Raw genomic sequence first — 13,561 nt, 5'->3', positions numbered from 1 at the left:
CGAAATAATGATTTCGAATCGTGATTATTGGTCAATCACGGCATCACGCGCCTTGGGCATCCCCAAAAAGAAAAAGCCCCGCATCAGCGGGGCTCTTTCAACACGGTGCGGACTCAGACCAGCTCGGCCCACATGTCGTATTCGTCGGCATCGATGATGCGCACGCGCACCTTGTCGCCCGGCTTCACGTCGGTGGAGCCGATGAACACGCTGCCGTCGATCTCCGGCGCGTCCGCCCAGGAGCGGGCCACGGCGCCTTCGTCGTCCACTTCGTCGATCAGCACGTCGACTTCACGGCCGATCTTCAGCTGCAGGCGGGCGGTGGAGATGGCCTGCTGGTGCGCCATGAAGCGCTCCCAACGGTCCTGCTTGACGTCGTCCGGTACGGGCGCAAGACCCAGGTCGTTGGCCGGGGCGCCGTCCACCGGGGAGTACTGGAAGCAGCCGACGCGGTCGAGCTGGGCTTCGGTCAGCCAGTCCAGCAGGTACTGGAAGTCCTCCTCGGTCTCGCCGGGGAAGCCGACGATGAAGGTGGAGCGGATGGTCAGGTCCGGGCAGATCTCGCGCCATTTCTTGATGCGCGCCAGGGTCTTGTCCTCGAAGGCCGGGCGCTTCATGGACTTGAGCACTTTCGGGCTGGCGTGCTGGAAGGGGATGTCCAGGTAAGGCAGCAGCTTGCCTTCGGCCATCAGCGGGATCACGTCATCCACGTTCGGGTACGGGTAGACGTAGTGCAGGCGCACCCAGACGCCCATGGCGGAGAGGGCTTCGCACAGCTCCAGCATGCGGGTCTTGACCGGCTGGCCGTTCCAGAAGTCCAGCTTGTACTTGAGGTCGACGCCGTAGGCGCTGGTGTCCTGGGAGATGACCAGCAGTTCCTTGACGCCGGCCTTGACCAGGCGCTCGGCCTCGGAGAGCACGTCGCCCACCGGGCGGCTGACCAGGCGGCCGCGCATGGAGGGGATGATGCAGAAGCTGCAGCTGTGGTTGCAGCCTTCGGAAATCTTCAGGTAGGCGTAGTGTCGCGGGGTCAGCTTGATACCTTGCGGCGGGACCAGGTCGACGAAGGGGTCGTGGTCGGCTTTGGGCGGCACCACTTCATGCACCGCGCTGACCACCTGCTCGTACTGCTGCGGGCCAGTGACGGCGAGCACGCTGGGGTGCACGTCGCGGATGGAGTCCTCGGACACGCCCATGCAGCCGGTGACGATCACCTTGCCGTTCTCGGCGATGGCCTCGCCGATGGCGTCCAGGGACTCGGCCTTGGCGCTGTCGATGAATCCGCAGGTGTTGACCACCACTACATCGGCATCCTGGTAGGTCGGTACGATCTCGTAGCCTTCCATGCGCAGCTGGGTGAGGATGCGTTCGGAGTCGACAGTCGCTTTCGGGCATCCGAGCGAAACGAATCCGACTTTGGGGGTGGCGGTGGACATTGCGGCTAACCTCGATGGGCGCTCGGGAGGGCGCCTCTGATCAAAAAGTGCGCAATTCTAGCGGCGAGCGACAGTCATTTCCAGCCCAATCTGATGCAATTAAGAGACTAGTCTGTAGTGAATCCAGGTGGGGCAGGGGCGGGATGCCGCTGTCGCCCGGCGAGGTATCCCGGAAGATGCCTGCCACCCGTCATCCGCAGGAAGGTCCAGATGAGCGAAAGCATCACCCAACCCACCGAGCAGCATGCCGGTCATTCGGCCTCCGCGTTCGGCATGCTGGTGGCCGCCGCCGGCGTGGTCTACGGCGATATCGGCACCAGCCCGCTGTACACCCTGAAGGAAGTCTTCTCCGACCAGTACGGCGTCCAGGTCAACCACGACGGGGTCCTGGGAGTGCTGTCGCTGATCTTCTGGTCGCTGATCTGGGTGGTGTCGATCAAGTACATGCTGTTCGTCCTGCGTGCCGACAACGAAGGCGAAGGCGGGGCGATGGCCCTGACCGCCCTGGCCCAGCGCGCGTGCAAGCCGTACCCCAGGCTCAAGGCGATCGTGGTGCTGCTCGGCCTGTTCGGCACGGCGCTGTTCTATGGCGACAGCATGATCACCCCGGCGATCTCGGTGCTGTCGGCCATCGAGGGCCTGGACCTGGCGTTCGACGGCATCAGCCACTGGGTGGTGCCCCTGGCGCTGGTCGTGCTGGTGGGTCTGTTCCTGATCCAGAAGCACGGCACGGCGCGCATCGGCATTTTCTTCGGGCCGATCATGGTGATCTGGTTCAGCGTGCTGGGTGCGCTGGGGATCTACGGCATCGTCCAGCAACCGGAGGTGCTGAAGGCGCTCAACCCCTACTGGTGCGTGCATTTCTTCATCGTTCATCCGGGAATCGGCGTCGCCATCCTCGGGGCTGTGGTACTGGCGCTGACCGGCGCCGAAGCCCTCTATGCGGACATGGGGCATTTCGGCCGCAAGCCGATCGCCCGCGCCTGGTTCTTCCTGGTGCTGCCGGGGCTGGTGCTGAACTACTTCGGCCAGGGCGCGGCGATCCTCGCCGATCCCGCCGCCGCGCGTAACCCCTTTTACCTGCTGTCGCCGGGCTGGGCCTTGCTGCCGATGGTGCTGCTCTCCACCGTGGCGACGGTGATCGCCTCCCAGGCGGTGATTTCCGGTGCCTTCTCCCTGACCCACCAGGCCATGCAACTGGGCTATATCCCGCGCATGTTCGTCCAGCACACCTCGCACCACGAGCAGGGGCAGATCTACATAGGAGCGGTGAACTGGGCGCTGATGGTCGGTGTGGTGCTGCTGGTGCTCGGCTTCGGATCGTCCGACGAGCTGGCCTCGGCCTACGGCGTCGCGGTGACCGGCACCATGCTGATGACCACCCTGCTGGTGGCGGTGGTGATGCTGCTGCTGTGGAAAACGCCCCGTTGGCTGGCGATCCCCGTGCTGCTGGGCTTCCTCTTCGTCGACAGCCTGTTCTTCGCCGCCAACGTGCCGAAGATCGTCCAGGGCGGCGCCTTCCCGGTGATCGCCGGCGCGGCGCTGTTCATCCTGATGACCACCTGGAAGCGCGGCAAGCAGATAGTAGTGGATCGCCTGGACGAGGCCGTGCTGTCGTTGCCGCTGTTCATCAGCAGCATCCGCGCGCAGCCGCCGCATCGGGTCAATGGCACCGCGGTGTTCCTCACTGCCAGGACCGACGCCGTGCCCCACGCGCTGCTGCACAACCTGCTGCATAACCAGGTGCTGCACGCCCAGGTGGTGCTGCTGACGGTGGTGAACGAGGACACGCCCAGGGTCGCGGCGGACCGGCGTTTCGAGGTGGACGCCTATGGCGATGGCTTCTTCCGGGTGATCCTGCACTTCGGCTTCATGGAGGACCCGGACGTGCCGGCGGCGCTCAAGCTCTGCCACCTCAACGAGCTGGATTTCAGCCCGATGAGCACCACCTACTTCCTCAGCCGCGAGACGGTGATCTCCACCAAGCGCATCGGCATGGCGCGCTGGCGCGAGAGCCTGTTCGCCTTCCTGCTGAAAAACGCCAACAGCAACCTGAAGTACTTCAACCTGCCGTTGAACCGGGTGATCGAGCTGGGGACCCAGGTGGAGATCTGACGTTGCCCGGGCTAGCCAACGGGGTAGCCCGGATGCAATCCGGGAAGCGCGGTGCCAGGGTTTTCCCGGATTCCATCCGGGCTACGAACTGTTCGCGAAAGACCGCGCTCGGACCGTTCGCGAGCAGAGCTCGCTCCTACAAGTGCAGGACGGGGGAGTCTCTACAGGGCAATCAATCCTTGCCCGGCAGCATCCGCACCAGGGTGTTGTCCCGGCTCACGTAGTGGTGGAACAGCGCCGCCACCGCGTGCAGGCCGATCAGCCAGTAGCCGGCGGTGCCCGCCAGTTCATGGAGTTCCTTGATCTGCCCGGCCAGTTGCTTGTTCGGGCCGATCAGCGCCGGCAGCTCCAGGCCGAAGAAGGGAATGGGCCTGCCCCCGGCGCTGAGGATCAGCCAGCCGGCCAGGGGCGCGCCGATCATCAGGGCGTAGAGCGCCACGTGCATCAGCTTGGAGAGTGCGTTCTGCCAGCCCGGCGGTGTCGGCCGGATGGCCGGGGTGGGGTAGGCGATCACGGCGAACAGTCGCAGCCAGACCAGGAAGAACACCGCCAGGCCGAGCATGAAGTGCCATTGCGTGAGCAATTGGCGGGTTTCACTGCCCCTGGGGAAGTTGCCCTTGATTTCGACACAGGCGTAGACCGCGGCGATCAGCAACAGCATCAGCCAGTGCAGGGCGATGGACAGGCGCCCATAGCGGGACGGCGCGTTATTCAGGCTCATCAGGAGTCCTCTTTAGTTTCTTGTGGCAAAACGGTCGGTCAGGATACTGAAGCCGTATTAAGCGAATCTGAACCTGGATCAATCCTTGGCCAGGGTTTGCTGGCGTTTCTCCACTCCGATGAGCAGCTTTTCCGCCAGCGCCGGGTAGTTCTCGTCGTAGTGATGGCCGCCGGGCAGTTCGAGCATTTCGCCGACGGCGCCCGGTTGAGTGCAGCCACTTTCGGCCGTCTCTTCCTTGCCGTATACGCACAGCACCTTGGCCGCCGGCAATTTCGCCAGCTCCGGGCCGGTGGCGGCTTCCTGGCCGGTCTTGCCGAGCCAGCCCTGCACCTCGATCTCGAAGTTGCCGCTGCGGGCCAGGGCCAGCAGCAGGATGGCGTCCACCTGGTCCTGGTCGGCTTTCGGCAGGCGGTTGTAGAACGCCGGCAGTACGTCGGCGCCGAAGGAATAACCCGCCAGCACGAAGCGCTTGGCGCCCCATTTCTCTCGATACGCCTGCATCAGCCGGCTCAGGTCGGCGGCGCCCTGCTCGGGGCTCTTGTGCCGCCAGAAGTAGCGCAGGGCATCGATGCCGACCACCGAGTGGCCGCGCTTGGCCAGTTCGTCGGCCACGGCGCGGTCCAGATCGCGCCAGCCACCGTCACCAGAATAGAACAGGGTGACGGTGTCGGAAGGCTTGGCGGCCGGCACTTCCACCACCGGCAGCGGCTCGCCCTGGCCTTGCAGCAGCCCGGCCAGACGTTGCTGGAGCAGTTCGACCAGGCTGGTGTCGTAGTCGCTGATCAGGGTGTCGGCATTGGCCTGGTTGCGCGCGAAGGCGGCACTGGGGTCGTCCGGGTTGTCGTTCCAGGCGGCGAGCCAGTGGCCGTGGGGCGCTTGCTGCGGCAGCGGGGCGGTGCAGTCCGGGCTGTCCAGGCTGAAGTCGATGGACAGCGCGCGGGCCTTGTCGTCGCCCTGGCCGGCCAGCCAGCGCCAGGCGAAGGCGGCTCCCGGCCCGATGCCGGCCACCACGCCGGGTTCGCCGCCGAGCAGGTCGCGGGCCTGTTGCAGGCGTTGCTGCTGGGCGGCGCAATCCTTGGCCGGCAACTCCAGCTGGAGGATCTGCGCATTGCCGCTGTGGGTCAGGGCGAGCAGTTGCTCATCGGTCAAGCGCTGCTCGCCGTTGGCCACCAGCAGCACCCGTTGCGCTACGGCCTCGGCGGGGCTGGCCAGGGTCGCCGGGCTGCCGTCCGGCAGTGGCGGGTGTTCCAGCCGCGCTTGGGTGGCCGGACGGCTCCAGAGCAGCAGGGCCGCGCCCACCAGGGCGAGGATCAGGATCAGCAGCAGATGTCGCCAGTTGCGTTTGAGCATGCCCACCTCAACGTTTGACCAGGCCGGTGAAGCCGCCGGCGATCAGCGCGGCGGTGTCGGCCAGGGCTACCAGCGGGTCGAGCCCGGCGGGCACGGCCATGTAGCGTGGCTCCCATTCGGGCTGGAACTTCTCCTTGAACCGGCGCAGGCCCTGGAAGTTGTAGAACTGCTCGCCACGGCGGAACACCAGGGCGCCGAGGCGCTGGGTCAGCGGGGCGCCACGGCGCGGCTGCAGGCCGGCCAGGGGCACCATGCCGAGGCTGAAACGCAGGTGGCCACGCTCCTTGTAGTGCAGCAGCAGGCTGAGCATGAGGAATTCCATGGTCAGCTTCGGCGCCTGGGGGTGAACCCGCATCAGGTCGATGCTCGACAGGCTGTTGCCGTCGGTTTCCAGGAGGTTGGCGAAGGCCACCGCACGGCCCTCGAACTGGATGGTGGCGATGCGGAAGTGGTTGAGGTAATCGGCATCGAAACGGCCAAGGGAGAAGCCTTTCTCCCGGCCCTGCTTGCCCTGCATCCAGGCATCGGAGATGGCCTGCAGCTCCTCCAGCGGGGCGCTGCCAGCGTCGAAGATCTGCAGGCTGAGGCCGTCTCGCTGGCCCCGGCTGAGGGTGTAGCGCAGGTCCTTCATGGCCTTGTTCTTGGCCTCCAGGTCGAAGCCCGGCAGGTCGACCCGCGCTTCCTCGCCGAGCTTCAGGGCGGAGAGGCCGATGTCCATGTAGTAGGGCAGGTTCTCGGTGCGTACCTGGTAGAAAACCGGTCGCGCATGGTGGATGTCGCAAAGGTCGCGGAACTGCCAGATCAGCTCGGCGCGCCGCGCTGCCGGGCCGATCGGGTCGAACAGCGCGACCAGGCTGCGACCACGGCGGGCGTACATGAGGAAGGCGTCGCCCTTGGGATGGAACAGCAGCGCCTTGTCGCCGGTGAGCACCAGGCCGCCATCGGGCTGGTCGGACCTGCGCACCAGCGCCGCGGCGCGCAGCATTTCGTCTTCGGTGGGTTCGTGGATGGTCAGCGGGGCGGGACGCAGGAGCCAGGCCAGGGCGATGCCGGCCAGCAGCAGGCCGCTGGCCAGGGAGGCGCGCAATGCGCGCGGGGCATCGCCGTCCACCTCGAACTGCCACCAGAGTTCATGGCTGTAGGGCACGTCCTGGAAGGCGAAGAACATCAGCCACACGGCGGCCAGCAGCACGCAGGCGCTGGCGGCCAGGTTGAGCGGCGAGAAGGGCATTTCCAGCAGCCGGCTGGGGCGATAGAACGCGGCGCGGAAGATCGCCAGGAGCAACGCGGTGACTGTCAGCAGGCTGGCTTCTTCCCAGTCGAAGCCCTTGAGCAGCGATAGCCCGGCGCCGGCCAACAGCAGCGCCATGGTCAGCGCCCAGGCCGCCGACAGGCGATGGCGCAGGCCGTGGGCCAGCAGCAGGCAGAGCACGCCTACCAGGCTGGCGGCCAGGTGCGAGGCGTTTATCAACTGGTGGGGAATGAGGAAGCTCAGGTGCTCCAGGCGGGTGTCCGCCGCCGGGGTTACGCCGGAGAACAGCAGCACCACACCGGCGAGAAACACCAGCAGCGAGAGCACCGGCGCGGCCAGGCCGGAGGCGGCGCGCAGGGCCTGGCGGCCCGCCGGGAACAGGCGCTGGGCCTCGTTGGCCAGCAGCAGCAGGCAGGCCAGCACCAGGGGCAGGCCGACATAGATCAAGCGGTAGAGCAGCAGGGCGGCCGCCAGCGGCGCCGCTCCCAGCTGGCCGGCGAAGGCCGCCAGCAGCACCGCCTCGAATACCCCGACGCCGCCGGGCACGTGGCTGAGTACGCCGGCCGCCAGGGCCAGCATGTAGACCAGCAGGAAGGCGCCGAGCGGCGGGGCGTCCGGCAGCAGCACATAGAGCACGCAGGCGGCGGCGCAGACGTCGACCACTGTGATCAGCAGTTGCAAGGCCGACAGGCGCAGGCCGGGCAGGCGCACGCCGCGATTGCCCAGGCGCAGCTCGATGCAGCCGGGTGCTGGCGCCTCGGCCGCACGGTTGCGGGAAATCCAGAAGATGCCCAGCGCCATGCCGGCCAGCACCAGCAGGGCCAGCAGGCTGACCAGGCTTTCCGGCAGGCGCAGGGCCTGGGCGGCGGCCGCGGGCGCGCTCAGGGCGGCGAGGGCGGCCAGCGGCGGCAGGGCGGCGCCCAGGGCCAGGCTGGCGAACAGGGTGATGCGGGCGATATCGGCCGCGCCCAGCTTGTCGCGCCCGTAGAGGCGAAAACGTACCGAGCCGCCGGTGAGCATGGACAGGCCGACCGCGTTGCCGACCCCGGAGGCGCAGAAGCTGCCCAGTGCCATGCGCCGCAGCGGCAGGCGCACGCCGGCGAAGCGGCAGCCGGACCATTCGTAGCCGACGTAGGCCATGAAGCTGACGGAGGTGGCGCAGAGGGCCAGCAGCAGGCTGCTGGCGGGGACGTTGTGGACGGCGGCGCGCAATGCGCTGGGGTCCAGCTCGCGCAGCAGGTGCCAGCAGGCCAGCAGGCCGACGATGAAGACCAGGAAGGTGAAGGCGATGACGATCCACTGCCGATAGGCGGTGAGGCTGTCGATCCAGCGTAGCGGGGCGGGTTCTTCGTTGGCGTGGCCGTTGGCCGGGTTTTCCACGGGCGGGGTGTTGGCGCGCATCAAGCACCTCTGGGCAATGTGCGCCACTCAGTGCGGGCGCCGACAGCAAGTTCCAAGTGTCTGTCAGAACTTTTTCTTCGCCGGCGTCGCCGCGCTGGAGCCTGCGCGCAAGGCCGGGTGTCGCTGCAAGTCTAGGCGAGTGCGGAGGCCGGCCACAGTGGCCGGCCGGGACATCAGGGAGATGGCGGCAATATGTCGCGGCCGTGGACCCGCCGTTCAGTGCCAGGTGGAGCGGGTTTCCCAGTCGCGGAACTGGTCGGCGGGGATCGGCTGGCTGATCTTGTAGCCCTGGGCGATATCGCAGCCGTACTGGCCGAGCTGGTTGAAGGTGAGCTGGTCTTCCACGCCTTCGGCGACCACCGTCAGGTCGAGGTTGTGGGCCAGCTCGATGATCGAGCGGACGATCTTCGCCGACCCGGTGTTGCTGGTCATGACGCGGACGAAGGACTGGTCGATCTTCAGCGAGTCCACCGGCAGCCGTTGCAGGTAGGCCAGGGACGAATAGCCGGTGCCGAAGTCGTCGATGGTCAGGCGGGCGTCCAGCTCCTTGAGTGCGGAGAGGGTCTGCATGGAGGCCACGGGGTCCTCCATCAATGCGCTTTCGGTCAGCTCGAACTCGATCCAGTGGGGCTTGGCCCCCCAGGTGGCGAAGGAGCCCTGGATGCGTTCCAGCAGGCGCGGATCGCGCAGGTCGTGGGCGGAGAGGTTGACCGAGATCGGTCGCTCGTCACCTTCCTCGTGCCAGGCGTAGCACTGGCCCAGGGCGGTATCCAGGACCCAGAGGGTAAGCGGCGTGATTAGCCCGGTGTTCTCCGCCAGCCTGACGAACTCGTCCGGCGGAAGCATGCCGTGCTGCGGGTGGCGCCAGCGCACCAGTGCCTCGGTGCCGCAGACGCGGTTGCTGGCGATGTCCACCTTGGGTTGGTAATAGAGCAGCAGCTCGTTGCGGTCGATGGCGCGGCGCAGGTCGCCCATCAGGGTCAGGTGCTGGGCGCATTCCTGGTCGAGGCCGCCCTGGAACACGGCAAACCCCGCGTTGGAGCGCTTGGCCTGTTCCATGGCGCTGCCCGAACGGCGGATCAGCGCCTCGGGGGCGGTGCCATGGCCGGGGTAGAGGGCGATGCCGATACTGGCCCGGGCTTCCAGGTAGAGGCCGGAGAGCTCCACCGGGTCGTACAGGGCGGTGAGTATCTGCTTGGCCAGCTGCGTGGCCTGCTCGGCGCCGGCATTGGGCAGGAGCACGGCGAACTCGCATTCGCCCATCCGCGCCACGATGCGTTCATCCCCCACGACCTGCTTGAGGCGCGAGGCGATCTCCACTTGCAGGCGGTCGCCTTCGCGGTAGCCGAGGGTTTCGTTGATCTCCTGGTTGCGGGCGATTTCCAGGTGCAGCAGGCCGAACGGGCGGCGCTCCTGGCGGGCATTGCTTATGGCGGTATCCAGCAGTTCGTGCAGGCGCACGCGGTTGGGCAGGCCGGTCAGGCTGTCCTCGTAGGCCATGCGGCGGATGGTTTCCTCGGCCTCCAGGGCACGGGCGCGGGTGCGCAGGGTGGTGATGCCGAAACCGAGGTCGTTGGCCATGGCCAGCAGCAGTTCCACTTCCTTGTCGTCGAAGGCGTCGGCCCGGGCGGCCATGATCACCAGCATGCCGACGAGCCGCTCGTCCACCTGCAGGGGCAGCGCCAGGGCGCTGGCGAAGCCCAGTTCGCGGGCTTCTTCGTGGAGGGCGGCGCTGGGATCTTCGAGCAGGTCGCGCATTACCAGCGGAACGCCGGCGAGCAGCGTCTGCTCCAGCTTTCCATGGAAATCGGCGTCATGGCTGCCCGCCCCCCAACCCTGGCAGAAGCCGTTGGCGGCGTGGCAGGCCATCACTCGGTAAGGACGTGCCGGGTCGTCCTGGCGGTAGTCGACCCACGCCTGGCGATAGCCGCATTCGTCCACCAGCACCTGGCAGATGTCCGCCAGCAGCGGGGTTTCACTGGTGGCGTGGATCACCGCGTGGTTGACCGCTACCCGGGTGGCCAGGGCGCGATTGAGGCATTCGATCTGGCGTTCGGCTTGCTGGCGGCTCGCCTTGCCGCGCAAGGCCTGCAGGCCGAACGCGAGGTCGTCGGCGGCTTCGCTGAGCAGCTCCAGCTCCCGTTCCCCGAAGGCGTCGGGTTCCTTGGCGCAGATGGCCAGGGCGCCGAACATCTGACCGTCGACGTTCAGCGGCAGGGACAGGATCGAGGCGATGCCGTGGGTAATGGCGTTTTCCCGCCAGGGGCTGAGCCTGGGGTCGGTAAGGATATTGCGGGTGATGGTCGGCACACCGGTGCGGATCGCGGTGCCGGTGGTGCCGCGACCGCGTTCGTTGTCGGCCCAACTGATGTTGAGGGAATCGATGTAGGACTTTTCGAGCCCGACATACGCGAGCGGCGTGACCGATTGCGCGTCGTCGTGTTCGGCGCGGCCGACCCAGGCCATGCGGTAACCCCCTTCCTCCACCACCACGCGGCAGATTTCCTGGAACAGGAAGCACGGATTCTCGGCGCGGAGCAGGGCGCGATTGCAGCCGCTCAGGGTCCGCAGCGCGCGGTTCAGGTATTCGACTTCCTCACTGGACGGGCAGTAAGCGGCCATGACCGATCTCCACCGGGTGGATGGGTGCGGTTCAAGTATAGAAGTCGAGGTTACGGCGGACGGCTGACTGACGAGTAGCCTGGGACGGACGGGGAAAGGCCGGAAATGCAAAAGGCCACTCCGAAGAGTGGCCTTTTGGGTATCTGGTTGCGGGAGCTGGATTTGAACCAACGACCTTCGGGTTATGAGCCCGACGAGCTACCAGACTGCTCCATCCCGCGCCGGCAATTCTACAGTTCCGTGACAGGCTGTCAAATGATTTCTTCCATTAAAATCAAATAGTTACTTTCAGCCCAAACGAAAAAGGCCACTCCGAAGAGTGGCCTTTTCCTTATGTTGGTTGCGGGAGCTGGATTTGAACCAACGACCTTCGGGTTATGAGCCCGACGAGCTACCAGACTGCTCCATCCCGCGCCGGCAATTCTACAGTTTCGAGGGGGGCTGTCAAACGATATTTGAGGAAAAAAGCTTTTTTCCTCAAATATTTAGCAATTCCAGCTGGCATGTCGGGGATGACGACGGGGTGCTAGAGCGGCCGGAGCCGCTCCCGGTATCATCGCCGACTCCGGTACTGCCCGCGCCACCGACCCCCATGCCGCAAAGAAAGATCATCCACATCGACTGCGATTGCTTCTACGCCGCCATCGAGATGCGCGACGACCCCAGCCTGGCGGGCAAACCGCTGGCGGTGGGGGGCTCGCCGGACAAGCGTGGCGTGGTCGCGACCTGCAACTACGACGCGCGGGCCTATGGGGTGCGCTCGGCGATGCCGATGCGCACAGCCATCAAGCTGTGCCCGGACCTGACCATCGTGCGGCCACGGATGGACATCTATAAAGGTGTGTCACGGCAGATCCACCAGATATTTCGCGACTACACCGAGATCATCGAGCCCTTGTCCCTGGACGAAGCCTTCCTGGATGTGTCCGACACCCCGCACTTCAACGGCAGCGCCACGCGCATCGCCCAGGAAATCCGCCGGCGGGTGTCGGCCGAGTTGCATATCACGGTGTCGGCCGGCGTGGCGCCGAACAAGTTCATCGCCAAGATCGCCAGCGACTGGCGCAAGCCGGATGGCCTGTTCGTGGTCACGCCGGACCAGGTGGACGAATTCGTCGCGGCGTTGCCGGTGAGCAAGTTGCACGGGGTGGGGAAGGTGACGGCGGAGAAGATGACCCGCCTCGGCGTGCGCACCTGCGCCGACCTGCGGGATTGGAACAAGCTGGCGCTGGCGCGGGAGTTCGGCAGTTTCGGCGAGCGCCTGTACAACCTGGCCCGTGGCCAGGACGAGCGCCCTGTGCAGGTGGACAACCGGCGTCAGTCCATCAGTGTGGAAAACACCTACGACCAGGACCTGCCGGACCTGGATGCCTGCCTGGCGCAGTTGCCGGCGCTGCTGGATGAGCTGCGCGGGCGCATGGCGCGGCTGGACAGCAGCTACAAGCCGGACAAGCCCTTCGTGAAGCTGAAGTTCCACGATTTCACCCAGACCACCCTGGAGCAGGCCGGTGCCCGCCGCGACCTGGAAAGCTATCGGCAGCTGCTCGCCACGGCATTCGCCAGGGGCGACAAACCGGTGCGCCTGATCGGTGTGGGGGTGAGGTTGCAGGATCTGCGCGGCGCGGCCGAGCAGTTGAATCTGTTCTAGCGGGCGGACTGGACGCTTGTAGGGGCGAATTCATTCGCCAAGGGCAGCAACGCTGCCCCAGAGGAGCTGGAAGGGCAGTCCTTCGGCCTGCTTGGCGAATGAATTCGCCCCTACAGAGAAGGGACCGACCAGGCGAGGGTCAGCCTTCCACGGGCCACAGCCGGATCGGCTTGCCCTCGGCCGGCCACAGGCGCAGCTGGTCGATGGGGGATATATCCCAGCGCTGCACCTTGCCCAGGGCGTCGAGGAAGCGTTGCTCCTGTTCCATCAGCGCGGGCGCACACATCTTGCGGGTGCTGCCGGCGGGGCCGAAGGTCAGTTTGTCGTTTTCCAGGCTGTAGGAGGCGAACCAGTGGTTGCAGCCGGCGTTACCGTAGGCGCGGTCGTCGTCGCCCAGGGTGATGGTCAGGTGGCTGTTGTCGATCAGCGGGCGCTCGCCGATCCATTCCACCTGGTAGGTCGTGCCGGTTTCCAGGTGCGGGCGATCGCTGGCGCAGCCGCCGAGGGTCGCTGCCAGTGCGGCCAGCAGCAGGGCATTCCGTTTCATGGGTTTTCCTCCTGACGACATTTCGGGCACAGGTGCTTGCCGCCGTGCTGGCGCCAGCCCAGCTCGGCGATGCGGGCCTCGGCTGCCGGCGCCTGGGCCTGCTTGCCAAGGCCGCCGTCGACGGCGAACTCGAAGTCCAGGCGCGCGCCGCAGGCGTCGCAATCTACTTTCCAGCTGTGAATCGAGAGTTCCTTGAAGACCGGGCCCTTGGCCACCGCCAGCCACTGGCCGGGCGGGTTGATCAGGTGGCGTACCTTGTCGACCGTCAGACGCATGCTGAGGTCACGGCTGCCCTTGAGGGTGACCAGCAGGGTATCGCCGGTCTTGATCGAGCCGCCGGTGCCGGTGACCTGGTAGAGGCCGGGCGAGAGGGCGCGGCATTCGTTCAGGGTGTGGGCGGGGTTGAGCAGGTTGTAACGGAAATCGTGTTCGGCCATGGGTCCTCCGGAAGTGCGCGAATGCTATCACG

At 66.3% G+C, this 13,561-nt stretch carries 9 protein-coding genes and 2 tRNA genes; 2 read left to right on the top strand and 9 right to left on the bottom strand.

Annotated features, from left to right (window positions below; translation table 11 throughout):
- Positions 1–113: 113 nt before the first annotated feature.
- Entirely contained in the window at positions 114–1,436 is a 1,323-nt protein-coding gene (rimO, locus tag PCA10_RS22265; protein ID WP_016494343.1) for a 30S ribosomal protein S12 methylthiotransferase RimO, read from the bottom strand.
- 210 nt (positions 1,437–1,646) lie between these two features.
- Between rimO and PCA10_RS22260 the strand changes: the two genes are divergently transcribed.
- Complete coding sequence (locus PCA10_RS22260; protein ID WP_016494342.1) at positions 1,647–3,551, top strand: potassium transporter Kup; 1,905 nt, start codon at positions 1,647–1,649, stop codon at positions 3,549–3,551.
- Positions 3,552–3,723: 172 nt separating this feature from the next.
- Here PCA10_RS22260 and PCA10_RS22255 read toward each other — a convergent pair whose 3' ends face one another.
- The 6 genes from PCA10_RS22255 to PCA10_RS22230 form a co-directional block, all read right to left on the bottom strand.
- Positions 3,724–4,272 carry a cytochrome b gene (locus PCA10_RS22255; protein ID WP_016494341.1) on the bottom strand — a complete coding sequence of 183 codons (549 nt, stop codon included), beginning with the start codon at positions 4,270–4,272 and terminating at the stop codon, positions 3,724–3,726.
- A gap of 78 nt (positions 4,273–4,350) precedes the next feature.
- Positions 4,351–5,622, bottom strand: coding sequence for a virulence factor family protein (locus tag PCA10_RS22250; RefSeq protein WP_016494340.1), 1,272 nt, complete (start codon positions 5,620–5,622; stop codon positions 4,351–4,353).
- A gap of 7 nt (positions 5,623–5,629) precedes the next feature.
- Positions 5,630–8,275 (bottom strand): bifunctional lysylphosphatidylglycerol flippase/synthetase MprF, encoded by a 2,646-nt coding sequence (gene mprF, locus PCA10_RS22245; RefSeq protein ID WP_016494339.1) that lies wholly within the window; start codon positions 8,273–8,275, stop codon positions 5,630–5,632.
- Between the two features lie 216 nt (positions 8,276–8,491).
- On the bottom strand, positions 8,492–10,897 hold the full coding sequence (locus PCA10_RS22240) for a bifunctional diguanylate cyclase/phosphodiesterase (RefSeq protein WP_016494338.1): 2,406 nt from the start codon (positions 10,895–10,897) through the stop codon (positions 8,492–8,494).
- A 144-nt stretch (positions 10,898–11,041) separates the two neighbouring features.
- Positions 11,042–11,118: transfer RNA gene (locus PCA10_RS22235), tRNA-Met, on the bottom strand.
- Between the two features lie 116 nt (positions 11,119–11,234).
- A tRNA-Met gene (locus PCA10_RS22230) sits at positions 11,235–11,311 on the bottom strand.
- 178 nt (positions 11,312–11,489) lie between these two features.
- Here PCA10_RS22230 and dinB point away from each other — a divergent pair.
- The gene (gene dinB / locus PCA10_RS22225) at positions 11,490–12,545 is read left to right on the top strand and encodes a DNA polymerase IV (RefSeq protein ID WP_016494337.1); all 1,056 of its coding nucleotides are present in this window, start codon (positions 11,490–11,492) and stop codon (positions 12,543–12,545) included.
- 139 nt (positions 12,546–12,684) lie between these two features.
- On the opposite strand, the gene PCA10_RS22220 is transcribed toward dinB, so the two are convergent.
- The gene (locus PCA10_RS22220; protein ID WP_016494336.1) at positions 12,685–13,092 is read right to left on the bottom strand and encodes an META domain-containing protein; all 408 of its coding nucleotides are present in this window, start codon (positions 13,090–13,092) and stop codon (positions 12,685–12,687) included.
- Positions 13,089–13,529 (bottom strand): hypothetical protein, encoded by a 441-nt coding sequence (locus tag PCA10_RS22215; protein WP_016494335.1) that lies wholly within the window; start codon positions 13,527–13,529, stop codon positions 13,089–13,091. Before PCA10_RS22215 ends, PCA10_RS22220 begins: the two co-directional genes overlap by 4 nt.
- Between the last annotated feature and the right edge of the window lie 32 nt (positions 13,530–13,561).

Source organism: Pseudomonas resinovorans NBRC 106553, from assembly GCF_000412695.1.
GTDB lineage: Bacteria > Pseudomonadota > Gammaproteobacteria > Pseudomonadales > Pseudomonadaceae > Metapseudomonas > Metapseudomonas resinovorans_A.
The sequence above is the reverse complement of the archived record's forward strand: the minus strand, read 5'-3'. Positions and strand labels throughout refer to the sequence as shown.

Excerpts from the sequence above, each read along its gene's own strand:
- mprF (WP_016494339.1), bottom strand. The coding sequence starts at position 8,275 with ATGCGCGCCAACACCCCGCCCGTGGAAAACCCGGCCAACGGCCACGCC.
- rimO (WP_016494343.1), bottom strand. The coding sequence starts at position 1,436 with ATGTCCACCGCCACCCCCAAAGTCGGATTCGTTTCGCTCGGATGCCCG.
- PCA10_RS22250 (WP_016494340.1), bottom strand. The coding sequence starts at position 5,622 with ATGCTCAAACGCAACTGGCGACATCTGCTGCTGATCCTGATCCTCGCC.
- PCA10_RS22220 (WP_016494336.1), bottom strand. The coding sequence starts at position 13,092 with ATGAAACGGAATGCCCTGCTGCTGGCCGCACTGGCAGCGACCCTCGGC.
- PCA10_RS22215 (WP_016494335.1), bottom strand. The coding sequence starts at position 13,529 with ATGGCCGAACACGATTTCCGTTACAACCTGCTCAACCCCGCCCACACC.
- dinB (WP_016494337.1), top strand. The coding sequence starts at position 11,490 with ATGCCGCAAAGAAAGATCATCCACATCGACTGCGATTGCTTCTACGCC.
- PCA10_RS22260 (WP_016494342.1), top strand. The coding sequence starts at position 1,647 with ATGAGCGAAAGCATCACCCAACCCACCGAGCAGCATGCCGGTCATTCG.
- PCA10_RS22240 (WP_016494338.1), bottom strand. The coding sequence starts at position 10,897 with ATGGCCGCTTACTGCCCGTCCAGTGAGGAAGTCGAATACCTGAACCGC.
- PCA10_RS22255 (WP_016494341.1), bottom strand. The coding sequence starts at position 4,272 with ATGAGCCTGAATAACGCGCCGTCCCGCTATGGGCGCCTGTCCATCGCC.